Raw genomic sequence first — 16,105 nt, 5'->3', positions numbered from 1 at the left:
TTGCGCAGGAAGAAAATCCTGACCGGTCAGAATTATCCTTTTCTTTCTCTCTGGGGTGAACACTCTGTGCCAAATGCAACAGACTGAGTTGCGTTAGACCGACTGGTCTACTAATCTCAGAGCCATGAATAAGACGCTGCAACGTAATGAAACCCGTGAACACCTGCTCCAGACAGGGGAGACACTCTGTCTTCAGCGCGGCTTTGCCGGAATGGGCCTCAGTGAGCTGCTGACGCAGGCGGCGGTGCCGAAAGGCTCCTTCTACTACTATTTCCGCTCTAAAGAAGCGTTTGGCGTGGCGTTACTGGAACGTTACTTTGCGCGTTTCCTGCAGGATGTCGAGCTGCAGCTCAACCAGACCAGCGGCACCCCGCGTGAGCGTCTGCTGAACCACTTTCGTGCGGCCGTTGAGCTGTTTGTGCAGCAGGGTCACATTATGGGTTGTCTGGGCGTTAAGATCTCCGCTGAGGTATGCGATCTTTCTGAGCCAATGCGTGACGCACTGCAGCAGGGCGCAGCGAAAATCACGGCCCTCTACGCCCGGACGCTGATCGCTGCAGAACAGCAGGAGTCGATGAACCTGCCACAGCCTCCCGCGCAGATGGCGGAATTACTGTCGTTGCTGTGGCTTGGCGCCAGCCTGCAGAGCAAAATTTCCCGCGAGGCGCAGCCACTGCGCCTGGCATTGAGTACCATCGAACAGTGGCTTAAGAGCCACTGATTTTTAAAAAACGCATTTGTAGACGACTGGTCTACTAATCAGGAGCTATTATGGCGAGTACCCAGCTGTTTAATCCGCTGAAAGTCGGCGCAATTACCGTCCCAAACCGCGTATTCATGGCACCGCTGACCCGTCTGCGCAGCATCGAGCCTGGCGACATCCCTACCCCGATGATGGCGGAATATTACCGTCAGCGCGCCAGCGCCGGTCTGATCATCACTGAAGCAACCCAGATCTCTTTCCAGGCGAAAGGCTATGCTGGTGCACCAGGCTTACATACGCAGCCACAGATTGCAGCGTGGAAAGCGATTAACGAAGGCGTGCATCAGGCTGGCGGCCACACCGCCGTGCAGCTTTGGCATACCGGTCGTATCTCTCATAACAGCGTGCAGCCGGAAGGTAAAGCACCGGTGGCTCCCTCGGCGATTGCTGCAGGCACCCGTACTTCACTGCGTGCGGAAGATGGCAGCGTTTATCGCGAAGATACCTCAACACCGCGTGAACTGACCGTGCCGGAGATCAAGCAGATCGTGGCCGATTTCGGTCAGGCTGCGGCCAACGCACGTGAAGCGGACTTTGATCTGCTTGAGCTGCACTCGGCGCACGGTTATCTGATTCACCAGTTCCTGGCACCAGACTCCAACCAGCGTACCGATGAATACGGTGGCAGCATTGAAAAACGCGGTCGCTTTGCGCTTGAAGTAGTTGATGCGGTCATTGCTAACTGGTCTGCCGATCGCATTGGTATTCGCGTATCACCTATCGGTAGCTTCCAGAATCTGGATAACGGTCCGGACGAAGAAGAAGCGGCGTTGTGGTACATCGGCGAGCTGGCAAAACGCAATATCGCCTATCTGCACCTCTCTGAGCCAGACTGGGCCGGTGGTCAGCCTTACACCGACGCTTTCCGCCAGAAAGTGCGTGATCTCTTCCCGGGTGCCATCATCGGTGCGGGTGCCTACACCGTTGAGAAAGCCGATGACCTGATTGGTCGTGGTCTGATCGATGCCGTTGCCTTTGGTCGCGATTACATAGCTAACCCGGACCTGGTTGAGCGTCTGCAGCAGGATGCGCCGCTCAATCCACAGCGCCCGGAAAGCTTCTACGGCGGCGGCGCTGAAGGGTATATCGACTACCCGACGCTGTAATCGTTTTGGGCTGCCGTCCGGGACGATGACGGCAGCCATTATTCAATGGCGATTTTCATCGCTATACTTATCGCCTGGGTCATCCGGCGATGGCGTTTTATTTAAAAGAGGATGTTATGCGTTTACTTCATACCATGCTGCGCGTTGGCGATCTGCAACGTTCAATCGATTTCTACACTCGTGTGCTCGGCATGCGCGTGCTGCGTCAGAGCGAAAACACCGAATATAAATATACCCTGGCCTTTGTGGGCTACACCGACGAGAGCGAAGGTGCGGTAATCGAACTGACCTATAACTGGGGCGTCGATAAGTATGACCTCGGTAATGCGTATGGTCACATTGCACTGGGCGTGGATGACGCGGCAGCTGCCTGCGAACGCATCCGTAAAGATGGCGGCAACGTGACGCGTGAGGCTGGCCCGGTCAAAGGCGGCTCTACCATTATTGCCTTTGTTGAAGATCCCGATGGTTACAAAATCGAGCTGATCGAAAACAAAGATGCCGGCAACGGCCTGGGCAACTAAACCTGCCCCTCAGCTTGCCCGTTCGGGTGGGCTGAATCCCCTTCTCTGCGCTTCATCTGCTGCACCCGGCCCCGTTTTTTGCCATAATACGCGCTGCCCTTTTTCTGCAACGAGATCCTGATGTCTGAATCGAATTCCCCTAATGCACTCAATCAACGTTTCCGTGGCTTCTATCCGGTGGTGATCGACGTTGAAACCGCAGGTTTCAACGCGCAAACCGATGCGTTACTGGAGATTGCTGCCATCACGCTGAAAATGGATGAAGAGGGCTGGATTCAGATTGACCAGACGCTGCATTTCAACGTCGAACCTTTTGTCGGTTCGCTGCTGCATCCTGAAGCGCTGGCGTTTACCGGTATCGATCCCAGCAATCCGCTGCGCGGAGCAGTCAGTGAATATGAAGCGCTGCATGCCATTTTCAAAATGGTGCGCAAGGGGATTAAGGACAGTGGCTGCAATCGCGCCATTATGGTGGCGCACAATGCCACTTTTGACCTGAACTTTATGTCAGCAGCGGCAGAGCGTGCCAGCCTGAAGCGCAATCCGTTTCACCCCTTTGCCACCTTTGACACCGCGGCACTCAGCGGACTGGTGCTGGGTCAGACGGTTCTGGCGAAAGCCTGTATTGCGGCGGGAATGGAGTTTGACAGTACCCAGGCGCATTCGGCGCTTTATGACACGCAGCAGACAGCAACACTGTTCTGCGAGCTGGTGAACCGCTGGAAACGCTTAGGCGGCTGGCCACTGCCTTTCGCGGAAGGCGATGCAGAAGCCAGTGCATCCGCATAAGGGAGGCTGCAATGGAAAAGGCCGACGTGATGTCGGCCTTTTTTTATTCTGCTTCTTTAAATTTTTCTGCAGTCTCTTTGATCAGCGTCTGCAGTTCACCACGCTGCAACATCTCAACGATGATGTCGCAGCCACCGACCAGCTCGCCATCAACCCACAGCTGCGGGAAGGTTGGCCAGTTAGCGAATTTCGGCATCTCGGCACGAATGTCCGGGTTCTGCAGAATATCCACGTAAGCAAAACGCTCACCACAGGCTGACAGCGCCTGTACCGCCTGTGCAGAGAAACCGCAGCTAGGCAGTTTCGGGGAACCTTTCATGTACAGCAGGATCGGATTTTCTGCGATCTGGCGCTGAATTTTTTCTACAGTACTCATAATTGCCTTCCTTAAATCGTGACTTCGTGTTTGTTTATTGTAGCGACTTCGCAGCGTGACTGAAAACGAGATTTTGTCCGCTACCGATTATACCGCCATCATTGTTAAGTCCTGCAGCGGGATGCACGACCCTCTGATTATTAACAGCGGGTAACAGTTTAATAATTCGTAATAATTTCGCTGATATAAGACGCTGAAAATGTTCATTTTCAGCGCGATTACGTGGGTTGCACAGATTAATATTAAAAGGCATTACAGTTTTTAAACGAACTGGACTAGAATGGCCTGGGCCCTGATCCTGGATCAGATTAATCTCAACTTTGTCGCGGTGCGTAGTGGCCCTGACAACTTAACTAATCAACGGACTATGCGTTTAATCATTACGCTTTTCATGCTGGCCATTGCGCAACTGTTTTTCAACGTCGCTGCTGCTTCGCCGCACACGCCGGTGAACGTCAGTACGCATAAAGCAGAAAAAAAGAGTGCGCGCGACGATGAACGCCGCAAACGTCGCCAGGTAAAAACGGTGACGAAAAAGACTCGCCTCAGCCCTGTTCAAAAACTTAAAACGAAAAAACAGAAAAAAGTCGAACTCACTGCCAAACAGACGCCTGCTAAGAAGACCTCGCTTAAAACCGCCCGTATAAGCAAAAGCCAGCAAAAGAACAAAGAGAAGAAACGCTATGGCCATCAGCGCCTGCTAAAAACCGCTGAGGTCACCACCAGCGAGCCGGGCACGATTAAAATGAGCAAATCCCACCGTCAGCGTTATCAGAAGGCTCGCGAAACCGCGATGACCAAACTGATGGGCCAGCTGGGTAAACCCTACCAGTGGGGCGGCACTTCGCCGCATACCGGCTTCGATTGCAGCGGCCTGGTCTGGTACGCCTATAAAGATCTGGTGAAGTTTAAGATTCCGCGTACCGCTAATGAGATGTATCACCTGCGTGACGCCGCACCCATCAAGCGTGAGTCGCTGGAGAAAGGCGATCTGGTCTTCTTCCGTATTAATGGTCGCGGTACAGCGGATCACGTTGGCGTGTACCTGGGAGATGGCAAGTTTATCCAGTCACCGCGTACCGGAAAAGACATTCAGATTAGCGCATTAGGGGAAGATTACTGGCAGCGTCATTACATTGGTGCCCGTCGTGTGATGACGCCGAAAACCATACGCTAACCAGAAAACAGTCGTAAAAAGCCGGGAGATTCCCGGCTTTTTTTTAGTGCAGAATGGCGGTAAAACTAAAGGCTACAATCATCAGCAGACAGCCCGCAGTCGTCATTAAAGCCAGTTTAAGATCGGTACTCATTGTTTGCTCCTTAGTCACACAATTTGTGGGGATATCGCATTTTCCCACAGGGCCCGGTAAAAATCTCGTTTTATCCGTTCAGCCTTGTTAGAATCCCGCCTTTGTTGCGCAACGCGCGCAATCCTGATTCCGTTTGCGCCGGTTTTCAGGCGTTTTATTTCCGCCAGCGGCCTGTAAACCGGCCAAAAACGCGGCATTTTTGCGGAAAAAACCCTGAGCAGACGCAAACGTTTAACACTACGCTTATCATAGAGTTAGATAAGCACTGGAGTCCGATTTTCATGGCAACAATTAAAGATGTGGCGAAACGCGCTGGCGTCTCAACGACGACGGTTTCGCACGTCATCAATAAAACCCGCTTTGTCGCAGAAGAGACGCGTAACGCGGTCTGGCAGGCGATAAAAGAACTGCACTATTCGCCAAGCGCCGTGGCGCGCAGCCTGAAAGTGAATCACACCAGAACGCTGGGCCTGCTGGCGACCTCCAGCGAAGCCCCCTATTTCGCAGAGATTATTGAAGCGATTGAGAATCACTGTTTTGACAAAGGCTATACGCTGATTCTGGGGAATTCGCATAACGATCTGCAAAAACAGCGCGCCTATCTCAGCATGATGGCGCAGAAGCGTGTCGATGGTCTGCTGGTGATGTGCTCAGAATATCCAGACGACCTGCTGCAGATGCTGGAAGAGAACCGTAACATCCCGATGGTGGTAATGGACTGGGGCGAATCGCGCGCCGACTTCACCGACACGGTTCTGGATAACGCGTTCCAGGGCGGCTATCTGGCAGGACGCTATCTGATTGAACGCGGTCACCGCGACATTGGTGCTATCCCCGGTCAGATGGAGCGTAATACCGGTGGCGGACGTCATGCCGGTTTCCTGAAGGCGCTGGAAGAAGCCAGCATTCAGCCGCGCGCCGAGTGGATTGTCCAGGGTGACTTTGAGCCGGAGTCGGGCTATCAGGCGATGCAGCAGATCCTGTCACAGAAACAGCGCCCGACGGCGGTGTTCTGCGGTGGTGATATCATGGCAATGGGTGCAATTTGCGCCGCCGACGAAATGGGTTTGCGCGTACCGCAGGATATTTCGGTGATCGGTTATGATAATGTGCGCAACGCCCGCTATTTCGCACCGGCCCTGACCACCGTGCATCAGCCTAAAGCTCAGTTAGGTGAAAAAGCGCTGGATATGCTGCTGGACCGCATCACCAGTAAGCGTGAAGTGTCACAGACGATTGAAGTACACCCTACGCTGATTGAGCGCCGCTCGGTGGCCGACGGTCCATTCCGCGACTATCGCCGTTAATCCTCGCTTAACCACTCCTGATTAAGCGTTTGCGCATCACCCAGGTAGCTGAGCAACCAGCCAGTCGCCGGTGATGCGCGATCCTCAGCCCAGCTGACACAGCAGGGACTGTCCGGAAACGCCACCGGCAGAGTCAGTTCAACCAGATCGCCGCTGTCGAGCAGTGGCCTGGCAAGATGACCGGGCACCATCGCCACACACAATCCCGCCTGCACGCACTCCAGCCCGGTTTGCCATTCCGGCACCACCAGCCTGCGCTGGTTATCCAGCGTCCATGTCATTCGGCGCGGCAGTGCGCGTGAAGTATCTTCCAGCACCAGTGACGGCCAGCTACGCAGCGTGTCGTCATCGATCTGGCTCGCCTGCGTCAGGGGATGATCGGGCGCGACCACGCAGCGCCAGTTGAGTGTGCCCATATCGCGAAACGCAAAACGTCCGCCCACCGGAATCGCCTGGGTGGCCCCAATGGCCACTTCTACCCGGCCATCGGCCAGCGCATCCCAGACGCCGTTAAAAACTTCATAACTGATGATCAGCTCCATGTCGGGGAAATGGCGATAGAAATCTTTAACCAGTTGCCGGGTGCGCTGAGGTTTAGCGATACGGTCAACCGCGATGCTGAGCTGACCGCGCCAGCCGTTGGCCAGCTGCTGACACTGTCGTCGTGTGGCTAGCATTTTTTTGATGACGCTGCGCCCTTCACGGACAAAATGCTCGCCTGCCGGAGTCAGTACCACTTCACGGTGCTGACGCTCAAACAGCGGCACCGCCAGCCAACTCTCCAGCTGCCGCACCGTGTAACTGATGGCAGAGGGCACCCGATGTAACTCCTGCGCAGCAGCGCTAAAGCTGCCGCCACGGGCGACTGCGTCAACCACTTCTAATGCATATTCTGACCACATAATCTGCCTTCAAAATTTTTAACAGCAAGCGGCAAATATTACCGTTTCACAGCAGCAAACGCACCTTTTACACTCTGCCGCGTTTATCCTGCAAAAATGAGAATGAGATGTTGTCGAATAAAGGATTTATGCCTTACCTTGCCCTGCTGAGCATGCTCGGCTTTTTAGCCACCGATATGTACCTGCCCGCCTTCGGCGCGATGCAGCAAACGTTTAACACCTCACCCGGCCTGATCAGCGCCAGTATGAGTCTTTTTCTGGGAGGCTTCGCTGTGGGTCAGCTCTTCTGGGGACCCCTTTCCGATCGCATTGGCCGTAAACCTGTGCTGCTGACCGGGCTGGCCATGTTTGGGATCGGTTGTGCAGGCATGCTGTGGGTCAATGATATCTATCTGATGCTGGCGCTACGTTTTGTTCAGGCGATTGGCGTCTGTGCTGCTGCCGTTAGCTGGCAGGCACTGGTCGTGGATCGCTACCCTGCCGCACGTGCCAACAAAGTTTTCGCCACCATTATGCCGCTGGTTGCACTCTCTCCGGCACTGGCCCCGTTGCTGGGCGCCTGGCTGATTGGTCATTTCCACTGGCGTTCAATCTTCCTGGTGCTGACCCTGATTGCGGTAGCGCTGATTCTGACCACGCTGCGTCTGCCCACTGTTCGCAAAGTCGCAGGTGAAAAAAAGGCACAGCCGGGTTTCTTTACCCTGCTCAAATCGCGGGTTTATAGCGGCAACGTGCTGATCTACTCAGCCTGTTCTGCCAGCTTCTTTGCCTGGCTGACGGGTTCGCCGTTTATTCTGGCAGATTTAGGTCTCTCGCCTGCCGACATCGGCCTGAGTTATGTGCCACAGACCCTCGCCTTTTTGATAGGTGGCTTCGGCTGTCGCGCCCTGCTCAACCGCTTTAACGGTTCACAGTTGCTGCCATGGTTACTGGGTATCTATAGCCTGAGCATTCTGGCGCTGTTTGCTGTTGCGCTTGCCGGCAACAGCACGCTGGTTAGCCTGATGGTTCCATTCTGCGGCATGGCGCTGGCGAACGGCGCGATCTATCCGATTGTGGTCTCCAGTGCATTAATGCCCTTCCCGAATGCTACCGGCAAAGCGGCCGCATTGCAGAACACACTGCAGTTAGGTCTGTGCTTCGCCGCAAGCCTGGCGGTATCAGCCGGATTAACTCAGGCGCTGTTTACCACCACACTCACGATGACGGCGACCATTGTGCTCGCGCTGTTCGGCTTCGCCATGCAGCGTGCCGACAGCGCACAAAGTGTTGTTGCCTCAGCGCAACCTGCCTGCCAGGATAATCACTGACACACTGACTTCTTAGTTAGCATCCTAACAATAAGTCATTGAATATTGACCCGCGTGAGAATATACTCATTCGGGTCAACAAATCTGTAATAAATCAACAATATAATAACGTAATAATCTGATTGGCACCCTGTTGCCGGGACGGTATTCGCGCGCGTTATTCTCATCTTGCCCGTCCAGCTGCAGGCTATTCCAGTCCTCTGTATCACACAATAACCGGTGTGCGGAGTCATCCGTAACGTTTCTCAATGCCTGACGAAATTGGCTACTCTTTGTTCAGGTTCAGATTGGACAGGTGGTGGAAAAGCTATGAGTTCATCTTATGCTGAAGTAGTGAGCCCGGAAGAGAACCATTGGTATCGCATCGTTCATGAACTGCTGGAATCAGCGGATGTCGAAATCAATGGTTCACGTCCATGGGATATTCATGTTACGCATCCAGGTTTTTTTAAACGTGTTCTGCAGGAGGGTTCACTTGGGCTCGGTGAGAGCTATATGGATGGATGGTGGGAGTGTGACCGGCTGGATATGTTCTTTCACCACGTACTTAAACATAAACTCGATCAGCAATTGCCTCACCACTTTAAAGATACGTTGCGCATTGCCGCCGCTCGCTTAACGAATCTGCAATCAAAAAAACGGGCCTGGATTGTCGGTAAAGAACATTACGATCTCGGCAACGATCTTTTTTCACTGATGCTTGATCCTTATATGCAATATTCCTGTGGCTACTGGAAAGAGGCCACGACGCTGGCGACAGCACAGGAAGCCAAGCTGGATATGATCTGCCGGAAATTAGCGCTGGAACCCGGGATGTCGCTGCTGGATATTGGCTGTGGCTGGGGCGGACTCGCGGAATTTGCTGCACGTCATTACGGCGTCAAAGTGCATGGCGTGACGATTTCCGCCGAACAGCAAAAACTGGCGCAGCAGCGCTGTAACGGATTAGACGTCACAATTCTGTTGCAGGATTATCGCGATCTGAATGAGCAGTTTGATCGTATTGTTTCAGTGGGAATGTTCGAACATGTCGGGCCAAAAAATTACGCCACCTATTTTGATGTGGTCGATCGTAATTTAAAACCTGACGGTATTTTCCTGCTTCACACTATTGGTGCAATTAAGACCGATATGAGCGTCGATCCCTGGATCGATAAATATATCTTCCCCAATGGTTGTCTGCCGTCAGTGCGTCATGTAGCGGATGCCAGCGAGCCCCACTTTATTCTGGAAGACTGGCATAACTTTGGTGCTGATTACGACAAAACATTGATGGCCTGGCATGAACGCTTTGTGCAGGCCTGGCCAGAACTGGCTGATAAATATGGTGAACGCTTTAAGCGGATGTTCTCTTATTATCTCAATGCCTGTGCCGGTGCCTTCCGGGCGCGTGATATTCAGCTGTGGCAGATTGTGTTCAGTCGCGGTGTTGAGGGCGGATTACGGGTGGCGCGGTAGGGTCATGTTAAGAAGATGCTGCCGCGCTAAAGGCTTTAAAAAGGGGCCTGTTCAGTTTTGAGCGTGTAACAGCACAGGAACACAGAAAGATTTGAAAGAGACAAACCCGTTATCCGTGGCGGGGGACGCTTTCCTCTTCTGACTGTGTTCCCTGTGCTTCAGGCTATTATATCGCTGCCAGATTCGCCCGGATTGGCTCCCCAGCAATCTTTGACGCTTATTAGCTCTCGGCGTCAGTCTGGCCGGTCAGCATGCTCATCGCTGCCGCGGCATCGCGCTGTGCTAATACCCGCTCAACGGTCTCTACGATTGCCTGCGTGTGTGGATCGATCTCAATATTAACCCGATCGCCAAACGTCTTCGCGCCCAGCGTGGTGCGCTCCAGCGTTTCCGGGATCAGATAGACGCAGAATTTGGTCTTCGTCACATCGCCGACTGTCAGGCTGATACCGTCGATGCCGACAAAACCTTTATGCAGAATATATTTCATCTGCGTCGGGTCCTGGATTTTAAACCAGACTTCGCGGTTATGTTCTGACTGGATAATCTTGCAGATCTCAGCGGTGGTCATAATATGACCTGACATCAGATGACCGCCTATTTCATCGCTGAATCGGGCTGCACGCTCAATATTGACCACATCACCCTGACGTAAATCACCCAGGTTAGTTACCCGCAAGGTCTCTTTAATTAAATCAAAACTGACGCAGTCGCCGTCAATTGCCGTCACGGTTAAACAGCAACCGTTGTGCGCGACAGATGCGCCCAGCGCCAGACCCGGTAAAAGCGCTTCCGGCAGTCGGACAGTGTGGGTACGAAACAGTTCTTTCTCTTCAATGGACACGATTTCTGCGGTGCCCTGCACAATACCGGTAAACATAGTCTTTGCCTCTGCGAAGTTTGCGCTAGTTTATCACAGCTCAGGTCAGGTGTTAGATTTCAGCCGACGCCCTCTATTTAATGACGGCGTAAAACGCATTGTGTGACAAAGATTGGCGAATGCTATTGCGCCAGTTACACTAGCCCGCGCAATTTCCTGGGCTTTTCTGCCCTTTTAATTCTTTCAACAAGTCAGGTGTTAACGTGCAGAAGTATTTAACAGAAGCGCGTCAATTGCTGGCCCTTGCGATTCCAGTCATCCTTGCTCAGGTGGCGCAAACCGCAATGGGATTTGTGGATACCATTATGGCCGGTGCAGTCAGCGCCACGGATATGGCCGCCGTTGCTGTCGGCACCTCTGTCTGGCTTCCGGCCATCCTGTTTGGTCATGGTCTTCTGCTTGCATTGACGCCCACCGTTGCGCAACTCAACGGTTCAGGTCGCCGCGAACGCATCGGCGAACAGATTCGCCAGGGATACTGGCTCGCTTTCTTCGTCTCGCTGCTGATTATGGTGCTGTTATGGCATGCAGGCTATCTCATCCGGGCGATGCATGACATCGATCCTGCGCTGGCGCTGAAAGCAGAAGGCTATCTGCATGCCCTGCTGTTTGGCGCGCCTGGCTATCTCTTCTTTCAGGTGCTGCGCAATCAGTGCGAGGGGCTGTCGAAAACCAAACCCGGCATGGTGCTGGGCTTTCTGGGCTTGATGTTCAACATCCCGCTCAACTATGTCTTTATTTATGGGCACTTCGGCATGCCTGCCCTGGGTGGTGTCGGCTGTGGTGTAGCGACCGCCTCTGTTTACTGGGTGATGTTTATCTGTATGCGCTTCTGGGTACGCCGGATGGGCAGCATGCGTGATATCCGGCTTGAGAGCCGCTGGTCGCCTCCTTCGCGTCCGATTCTGAGCCGCCTGATGACGCTGGGATTGCCGGTGGCATTGGCACTCTTTTTTGAGGTCACCTTGTTTGCCGTTGTTGCTCTGCTGGTCTCGCCACTGGGTATCGTCAATGTGGCGGGTCACCAGATTGCGCTGAACTTCAGTTCACTGATGTTTGTGTTGCCGCTGTCGCTGGGTGTCGCGACCACCATTCGCGTCGGTTATCGTCTGGGTCAGGGTTCCACCGAGCAGGCACGGGTCGCGGCCTGGACCGCCCAGGGTGTGGGCATCAGCATGGCCGCGCTGACCGCGATTTTTACCGTCACGTTTCGTCATCAGATCGCCCTGCTCTATAACGATAATCCCGAGGTGGTGACACTGGCGGCACAGCTGATGCTGCTGGCGGCCATTTATCAGTTTTCGGACTCGATACAGGTGATTGGCAGCGGGATCCTGCGCGGCTATAAAGATACGCGGTCGATTTTCTTTATTACCTTTATTGCTTACTGGCTGCTGGGACTGCCCGCGGGCTACCTGCTGGCACTGACCGACTGGATTGTGCCGCGGATGGGTCCGGCGGGTTTCTGGTGCGGTTTTATTATCGGTCTGACTTCAGCGGCGCTGATGATGCTCTGGCGTATCAGACGGTTACAGCAGTTACCGGCGGACATCATCCTGACGCGTGCAGCGCGATAGCTTTTAAACGCGGGTCATTCGTGGCCCGCAATGTCGAAAAAAACGACGGTTAGCACAGTTGCTGCTCAGTCATGGCGAAAAAACTATTTTCCCCTTGCCAGGCTTACACACTGCCGTTAATATTCGTCCCCGCTGTCGCCCTGACAGCATGTTGCGCTCTTAGCTCAGTTGGTTAGAGCACCACCTTGACATGGTGGGGGTCGATGGTTCGAGTCCATTAGAGCGCACCAAGTGCGTCCGTAGCTCAGTTGGTTAGAGCACCACCTTGACATGGTGGGGGTCGGTGGTTCGAGTCCACTCGGACGCACCAATATTTAGTATGCGCTCTTAGCTCAGTTGGTTAGAGCACCACCTTGACATGGTGGGGGTCGATGGTTCGAGTCCATTAGAGCGCACCACTTTCAGAATTCCTTCAGTTTGCGCAACGCCTCCTTTTATTGATCTGCATCGTTTCTCCCCTCTGCTTTTTGATTGGTTTTCGCATACTTAGCGTCTATACTGTCCCGCGTTGCTTACTTGAAAGGTTTCAGCGATCACGTGCTTACTGCGATAACTCAAATGATTTGCGCAACAACAGCGTGGTGGTTACCAACCGTAACCGCACAACTTCCCTGCACGCCTGGCCTTCGTCACCTATTCTTACTCAGTACTGCCCTTTTCAGTCTCAATCAGAAATTTCATTTCGATGCGCTGCCATCGAATTCCGCCCTTATTCATCCATCACAACTTACAGAAAATCCGTCATGAAAAAGACTAAAATCGTTTGTACAATCGGCCCGAAAACCGAATCCGAAGAGATGCTGACTCAGCTCCTCGAAGCTGGCATGAATGTCATGCGTCTTAACTTCTCGCACGGCGACTATGCCGAGCATGGTCAGCGCATCACCAATATGCGTGCCGTTATGCAAAAAACCGGTCGTCAGGCCGCGATCCTGCTGGATACCAAAGGCCCTGAAATCCGCACCATGAAGCTGGAAGGCGGTAACGATGCAGCGTTGAAAGCCGGCCAGACATTTACCTTTACGACTGATCAGAGCGTGATCGGTAACAGCGAACGCGTTGCAGTTACCTATCCAGGCTTCACGGCTGACCTGAAAATCGGCAACACAGTGCTGGTCGATGATGGCCTGATCGGCATGGAAGTCACCGAAGTCACTGAAAATACCGTGGTGTGTAAAGTCCTGAACAATGGCGATCTGGGCGAGAACAAAGGCGTTAACCTGCCAGGTGTTTCTATCCAGCTGCCCGCTCTGGCTGAAAAAGATAAGCGCGATCTGATTTTTGGTTGTGAGCAGGGCGTTGACTTTGTCGCTGCCTCTTTCATCCGTAAACGTTCAGACGTGCTGGAAATTCGTGAGCACCTGAAACAGAACGGTGGCGAACACATCCAGATCATCTCCAAAATTGAAAACCAGGAAGGCCTGAACAACTTCGACGAAATCCTCGAAGCGTCAGACGGCATCATGGTTGCACGTGGTGACCTGGGCGTTGAGATCCCGGTTGAAGAAGTGATCTTCGCGCAGAAGATGATGATCAAAAAATGTAATAAAGCACGCAAAGTGGTTATCACAGCCACCCAGATGCTTGATTCCATGATCAAGAACCCGCGCCCTACCCGCGCAGAAGCCGGTGACGTCGCCAACGCCATCCTTGATGGGACTGATGCTGTCATGCTGTCAGGTGAGAGCGCCAAAGGCCGTTATCCGCTGGAGTCAGTCACCATTATGGCGACCATCTGCGAACGTACCGACCGTGTGATGAAGTCACGCATCGACAGCCAGAGTGATAACCGCAAAATGCGTATCACAGAAGCCGTCTGCCGTGGTGCTGTTGAGACCGCTGAGAAGCTGGAAGCGCCTCTGATTGTGGTGGCTACCGAAGGCGGTAAGTCGGCGAAATCTGTACGTAAATATTTCCCGAACGCAACTATCCTGGCGCTGACTACCAATCCGACCACTGCACGTCAGCTGATCCTGAGTAAAGGCATTGAGACGCGTCTGGTGACTGAGATCGCATCAACCGACGATTTCTATCGTCTGGGTAAAGAAGCGGCGCTGGAAAGTGGCTTTGGCCAGAAAGGTGATGTCGTGGTTCTGGTGTCCGGTGCATTAGTACCAAGCGGAACTACCAACACCGCTTCCGTTCACGTCCTGTAAAACTTTCTTAAGCCATTATTTTGAAGCGCCTGAGTCAGGCGCTTTTTTTATTTCTACCTAAACCAAATACCAGAAAATTCCAATCGAAAATAACTATTCAAATACTCTTAATATTAAGGTTAATCCGATTAAATCTCTCTGTTTTCCCTTAATTTTTTTATCATATTCTGTGATCCGCTGCTTCTTTGAGCGAACGATCAAATTTAAGCATCTTCTCATCAAAAATTTATTCTCAACTTAAAAAGCTTTGTGTAATACTTGTAACGCTACATGGAGATTAACTCAATCTAGAGGGTATAAATAATGAATCGTACTAAACTGGTACTGGGCGCGGTAGTTCTGGCTTCAACTATGCTGGCTGGTTGCTCAAGCAACGCTAAAATCGACCAGCTGTCTTCAGACGTTCAGACTCTGAACGCTAAAGTTGACCAGCTGAGCAACGACGTGAACGCAGTGCGTTCAGACGTTCAGGCTGCTAAAGATGACGCAGCTCGCGCTAACCAGCGTCTGGACAACCAGGCTCACTCTTACCGTAAGTAAGAGTTCTGGTTTAAAAATGGCGCCTTTATGGCGCCATTTTTTTTGCCTGAATTCAGCACCCTTTCGGGTACGTGTTGCTTCAGGGTTGAACCGCTTTACCTTCAGTCTGTGAAACCGGATTCTCCGCGCTCGCAGAGGCACTCTCCAGCCCCGCAGGCGGCACGGTATCACTCTGTACCGGATCTCCACTGCTCACCAGCACAGGCATGCCTGAGCGGCGCGTTAAGCTGGCTTTAATCAGCGCGCTATCACTCTTCTCACTTTTCATAAACTTCTTCAGGTCACCGGTGATCGCAATCGGCATGGTCTGGGGATCGTCTTTGTCGCTATGGGATAGCGGCTGGTGTACTTCCACGTAGCGTTTCCCATCCGGCTCCACGGCGTACTTCACCGGCTGATTGATGATCTGAACACGCGTGCCTTTTGGCGCCGCGTTAAACAGCGCTTCAATATCCTCTGAGCGCAGGCGGATGCAGCCTGAACTGACGCGCATGCCGATGCCAAACTTCGCATTGGTGCCGTGGATCAGGTACTGGCCAGTGCCGCGCGCCAGACGCATGGCAAACTGTCCCATCGGGTTATCCGGTCCGGCCGGGACCACGCCGGGTAGCGTAATGCCCTCTTTGGCGTAACGCTTGCGGATGTTCGGAGTGGGCGTCCAGGTAGGATTCGGGATTTTCTGGCTGATTTGCGTCACCATGACGGGTGTTGCTGCGCCCAGCTGGCCAATGCCGATGGGATAGACGATGACTTTATCTTCCCCTTTGGGATAGTAGTAGAGGCGAAGCTCGGCGAGATTCACCACAATCCCTTCGCGCGGCGTATCGGGCAGGATCATCTGCAGCGGCACCGTCAGCTGGGTGCCCGCTTTGGGCAGCCAGGGATCGGTTCCGGGATTTGCCTCCAGCAGACCCAGCAGGCCGACCTGGTAACGGGACGCGATCGATTCCAGGGGTTGTTTATCATCGGGAACCTGTGTCAGGACGTTCTCGCCAATCAGGCGACTGTCAGGCGGTGGCAGCGGATATTCGGTGGCGAACGCGGGTGCAGAGAGCCCAAAACAGGTCAGCAGCAATGCACCGGCTAAACGTAAAGCAGGTTTCATGC

The 16,105-nt window shown here is 53.3% G+C and carries 16 protein-coding genes and 3 tRNA genes; 14 read left to right on the top strand and 5 right to left on the bottom strand.

Translation table 11 applies throughout. The features are described from left to right. Positions 1-124 precede the first annotated feature (124 nt). The 4 genes from AC6I77_RS08245 to rnt all read left to right on the top strand — a co-directional run bounded on the left by AC6I77_RS08245 (position 125) and on the right by rnt (position 3,182). Positions 125-721 carry a TetR/AcrR family transcriptional regulator gene (locus tag AC6I77_RS08245; protein WP_008926201.1) on the top strand — a complete coding sequence of 199 codons (597 nt, stop codon included), beginning with the start codon at positions 125-127 and terminating at the stop codon, positions 719-721. A 50-nt stretch (positions 722-771) separates the two neighbouring features. Beyond that, positions 772-1,869 carry an alkene reductase gene (locus tag AC6I77_RS08240; protein ID WP_003850277.1) on the top strand — a complete coding sequence of 366 codons (1,098 nt, stop codon included), beginning with the start codon at positions 772-774 and terminating at the stop codon, positions 1,867-1,869. A 116-nt stretch (positions 1,870-1,985) separates the two neighbouring features. Further along, entirely contained in the window at positions 1,986-2,393 is a 408-nt protein-coding gene (gene gloA, locus AC6I77_RS08235; RefSeq protein WP_008926200.1) for a lactoylglutathione lyase, read from the top strand. Positions 2,394-2,513: 120 nt separating this feature from the next. After that, positions 2,514-3,182 (top strand): ribonuclease T, encoded by a 669-nt coding sequence (rnt, locus tag AC6I77_RS08230; protein WP_003850282.1) that lies wholly within the window; start codon positions 2,514-2,516, stop codon positions 3,180-3,182. 43 nt (positions 3,183-3,225) lie between these two features. Here the strand turns inward: rnt and AC6I77_RS08225 are convergent, their stop codons facing one another. Continuing rightward, positions 3,226-3,561 (bottom strand): Grx4 family monothiol glutaredoxin, encoded by a 336-nt coding sequence (locus AC6I77_RS08225; protein ID WP_170933470.1) that lies wholly within the window; start codon positions 3,559-3,561, stop codon positions 3,226-3,228. Between the two features lie 364 nt (positions 3,562-3,925). On the opposite strand from AC6I77_RS08225, the gene AC6I77_RS08220 reads away from it, so the two are divergent. Next, on the top strand, positions 3,926-4,735 hold the full coding sequence (locus tag AC6I77_RS08220) for a C40 family peptidase (protein ID WP_078804509.1): 810 nt from the start codon (positions 3,926-3,928) through the stop codon (positions 4,733-4,735). 43 nt (positions 4,736-4,778) lie between these two features. Here AC6I77_RS08220 and cydH read toward each other — a convergent pair whose 3' ends face one another. Next, positions 4,779-4,868, bottom strand: a complete 90-nt coding sequence (cydH, locus tag AC6I77_RS08215; protein ID WP_010245592.1) for a cytochrome bd-I oxidase subunit CydH — start codon at positions 4,866-4,868, stop codon at positions 4,779-4,781. Positions 4,869-5,149: 281 nt separating this feature from the next. On the opposite strand from cydH, the gene purR reads away from it, so the two are divergent. After that, positions 5,150-6,175, top strand: coding sequence for an HTH-type transcriptional repressor PurR (gene purR, locus AC6I77_RS08210; protein ID WP_003850290.1), 1,026 nt, complete (start codon positions 5,150-5,152; stop codon positions 6,173-6,175). Here purR and punR read toward each other — a convergent pair. Continuing rightward, entirely contained in the window at positions 6,172-7,077 is a 906-nt protein-coding gene (gene punR, locus AC6I77_RS08205; RefSeq protein ID WP_003850292.1) for a DNA-binding transcriptional activator PunR, read from the bottom strand. The two genes, purR and punR, sit on opposite strands and share 4 nt — an antisense overlap. A 107-nt stretch (positions 7,078-7,184) precedes the next feature. Here punR and punC point away from each other — a divergent pair, with 107 nt between their 5' ends. Further along, a complete protein-coding gene (gene punC / locus AC6I77_RS08200) occupies positions 7,185-8,387 on the top strand; it encodes a purine nucleoside transporter PunC (protein ID WP_105099223.1) in 1,203 nt (400 codons plus the stop codon). Between the two features lie 309 nt (positions 8,388-8,696). After that, positions 8,697-9,845, top strand: coding sequence for a cyclopropane fatty acyl phospholipid synthase (gene cfa, locus AC6I77_RS08195; RefSeq protein WP_003850297.1), 1,149 nt, complete (start codon positions 8,697-8,699; stop codon positions 9,843-9,845). A 220-nt stretch (positions 9,846-10,065) separates the two neighbouring features. Here cfa and AC6I77_RS08190 read toward each other — a convergent pair whose 3' ends face one another. Then, positions 10,066-10,725: a riboflavin synthase gene (locus AC6I77_RS08190; RefSeq protein WP_003850299.1), complete on the bottom strand. Its 660-nt coding sequence runs from the start codon at positions 10,723-10,725 to the stop codon at positions 10,066-10,068. A 203-nt stretch (positions 10,726-10,928) separates the two neighbouring features. On the opposite strand from AC6I77_RS08190, the gene AC6I77_RS08185 reads away from it, so the two are divergent. The 6 genes from AC6I77_RS08185 (at position 10,929) to AC6I77_RS08160 (ending at position 14,998) form a co-directional block, all read left to right on the top strand. Then, positions 10,929-12,302, top strand: coding sequence for an MATE family efflux transporter (locus AC6I77_RS08185; RefSeq protein WP_003850300.1), 1,374 nt, complete (start codon positions 10,929-10,931; stop codon positions 12,300-12,302). Positions 12,303-12,455: 153 nt separating this feature from the next. Continuing rightward, a tRNA-Val gene (locus tag AC6I77_RS08180) sits at positions 12,456-12,532 on the top strand. A 3-nt stretch (positions 12,533-12,535) separates the two neighbouring features. Then, positions 12,536-12,612: transfer RNA gene (locus tag AC6I77_RS08175), tRNA-Val, on the top strand. An 11-nt stretch (positions 12,613-12,623) separates the two neighbouring features. Continuing rightward, positions 12,624-12,700 (top strand) — tRNA-Val (locus AC6I77_RS08170). Positions 12,701-13,045: 345 nt separating this feature from the next. Further along, a complete protein-coding gene (pykF, locus tag AC6I77_RS08165) occupies positions 13,046-14,458 on the top strand; it encodes a pyruvate kinase PykF (RefSeq protein ID WP_003853214.1) in 1,413 nt (470 codons plus the stop codon). Between the two features lie 303 nt (positions 14,459-14,761). Beyond that, on the top strand, positions 14,762-14,998 hold the full coding sequence (locus AC6I77_RS08160) for a major outer membrane lipoprotein (RefSeq protein WP_003853216.1): 237 nt from the start codon (positions 14,762-14,764) through the stop codon (positions 14,996-14,998). Positions 14,999-15,077: 79 nt separating this feature from the next. Here the strand turns inward: AC6I77_RS08160 and AC6I77_RS08155 are convergent, their stop codons facing one another. Further along, positions 15,078-16,103 (bottom strand): L,D-transpeptidase family protein, encoded by a 1,026-nt coding sequence (locus tag AC6I77_RS08155; RefSeq protein ID WP_497816813.1) that lies wholly within the window; start codon positions 16,101-16,103, stop codon positions 15,078-15,080. Positions 16,104-16,105 lie beyond the last annotated feature (2 nt).

This window comes from Pantoea sp. X-Soil-ISGK-259 (assembly GCF_059730705.1).
This window is presented reverse-complemented; position numbering and strand designations above follow the sequence as displayed.

What these genes read in the sequence shown, in the direction of transcription:
- purR (WP_003850290.1), top strand. Translation starts at nt 5,150, where the DNA reads ATGGCAACAATTAAAGATGTGGCGAAACGCGCTGGCGTCTCAACGACG.
- cfa (WP_003850297.1), top strand. Translation starts at nt 8,697, where the DNA reads ATGAGTTCATCTTATGCTGAAGTAGTGAGCCCGGAAGAGAACCATTGG.
- cydH (WP_010245592.1), bottom strand. Translation starts at nt 4,868, where the DNA reads ATGAGTACCGATCTTAAACTGGCTTTAATGACGACTGCGGGCTGTCTG.
- AC6I77_RS08245 (WP_008926201.1), top strand. Translation starts at nt 125, where the DNA reads ATGAATAAGACGCTGCAACGTAATGAAACCCGTGAACACCTGCTCCAG.
- AC6I77_RS08155 (WP_497816813.1), bottom strand. Translation starts at nt 16,103, where the DNA reads ATGAAACCTGCTTTACGTTTAGCCGGTGCATTGCTGCTGACCTGTTTT.
- punC (WP_105099223.1), top strand. Translation starts at nt 7,185, where the DNA reads ATGTTGTCGAATAAAGGATTTATGCCTTACCTTGCCCTGCTGAGCATG.
- punR (WP_003850292.1), bottom strand. Translation starts at nt 7,077, where the DNA reads ATGTGGTCAGAATATGCATTAGAAGTGGTTGACGCAGTCGCCCGTGGC.
- AC6I77_RS08240 (WP_003850277.1), top strand. Translation starts at nt 772, where the DNA reads ATGGCGAGTACCCAGCTGTTTAATCCGCTGAAAGTCGGCGCAATTACC.
- AC6I77_RS08190 (WP_003850299.1), bottom strand. Translation starts at nt 10,725, where the DNA reads ATGTTTACCGGTATTGTGCAGGGCACCGCAGAAATCGTGTCCATTGAA.
- pykF (WP_003853214.1), top strand. Translation starts at nt 13,046, where the DNA reads ATGAAAAAGACTAAAATCGTTTGTACAATCGGCCCGAAAACCGAATCC.
- AC6I77_RS08160 (WP_003853216.1), top strand. Translation starts at nt 14,762, where the DNA reads ATGAATCGTACTAAACTGGTACTGGGCGCGGTAGTTCTGGCTTCAACT.
- rnt (WP_003850282.1), top strand. Translation starts at nt 2,514, where the DNA reads ATGTCTGAATCGAATTCCCCTAATGCACTCAATCAACGTTTCCGTGGC.
- gloA (WP_008926200.1), top strand. Translation starts at nt 1,986, where the DNA reads ATGCGTTTACTTCATACCATGCTGCGCGTTGGCGATCTGCAACGTTCA.
- AC6I77_RS08220 (WP_078804509.1), top strand. Translation starts at nt 3,926, where the DNA reads ATGCGTTTAATCATTACGCTTTTCATGCTGGCCATTGCGCAACTGTTT.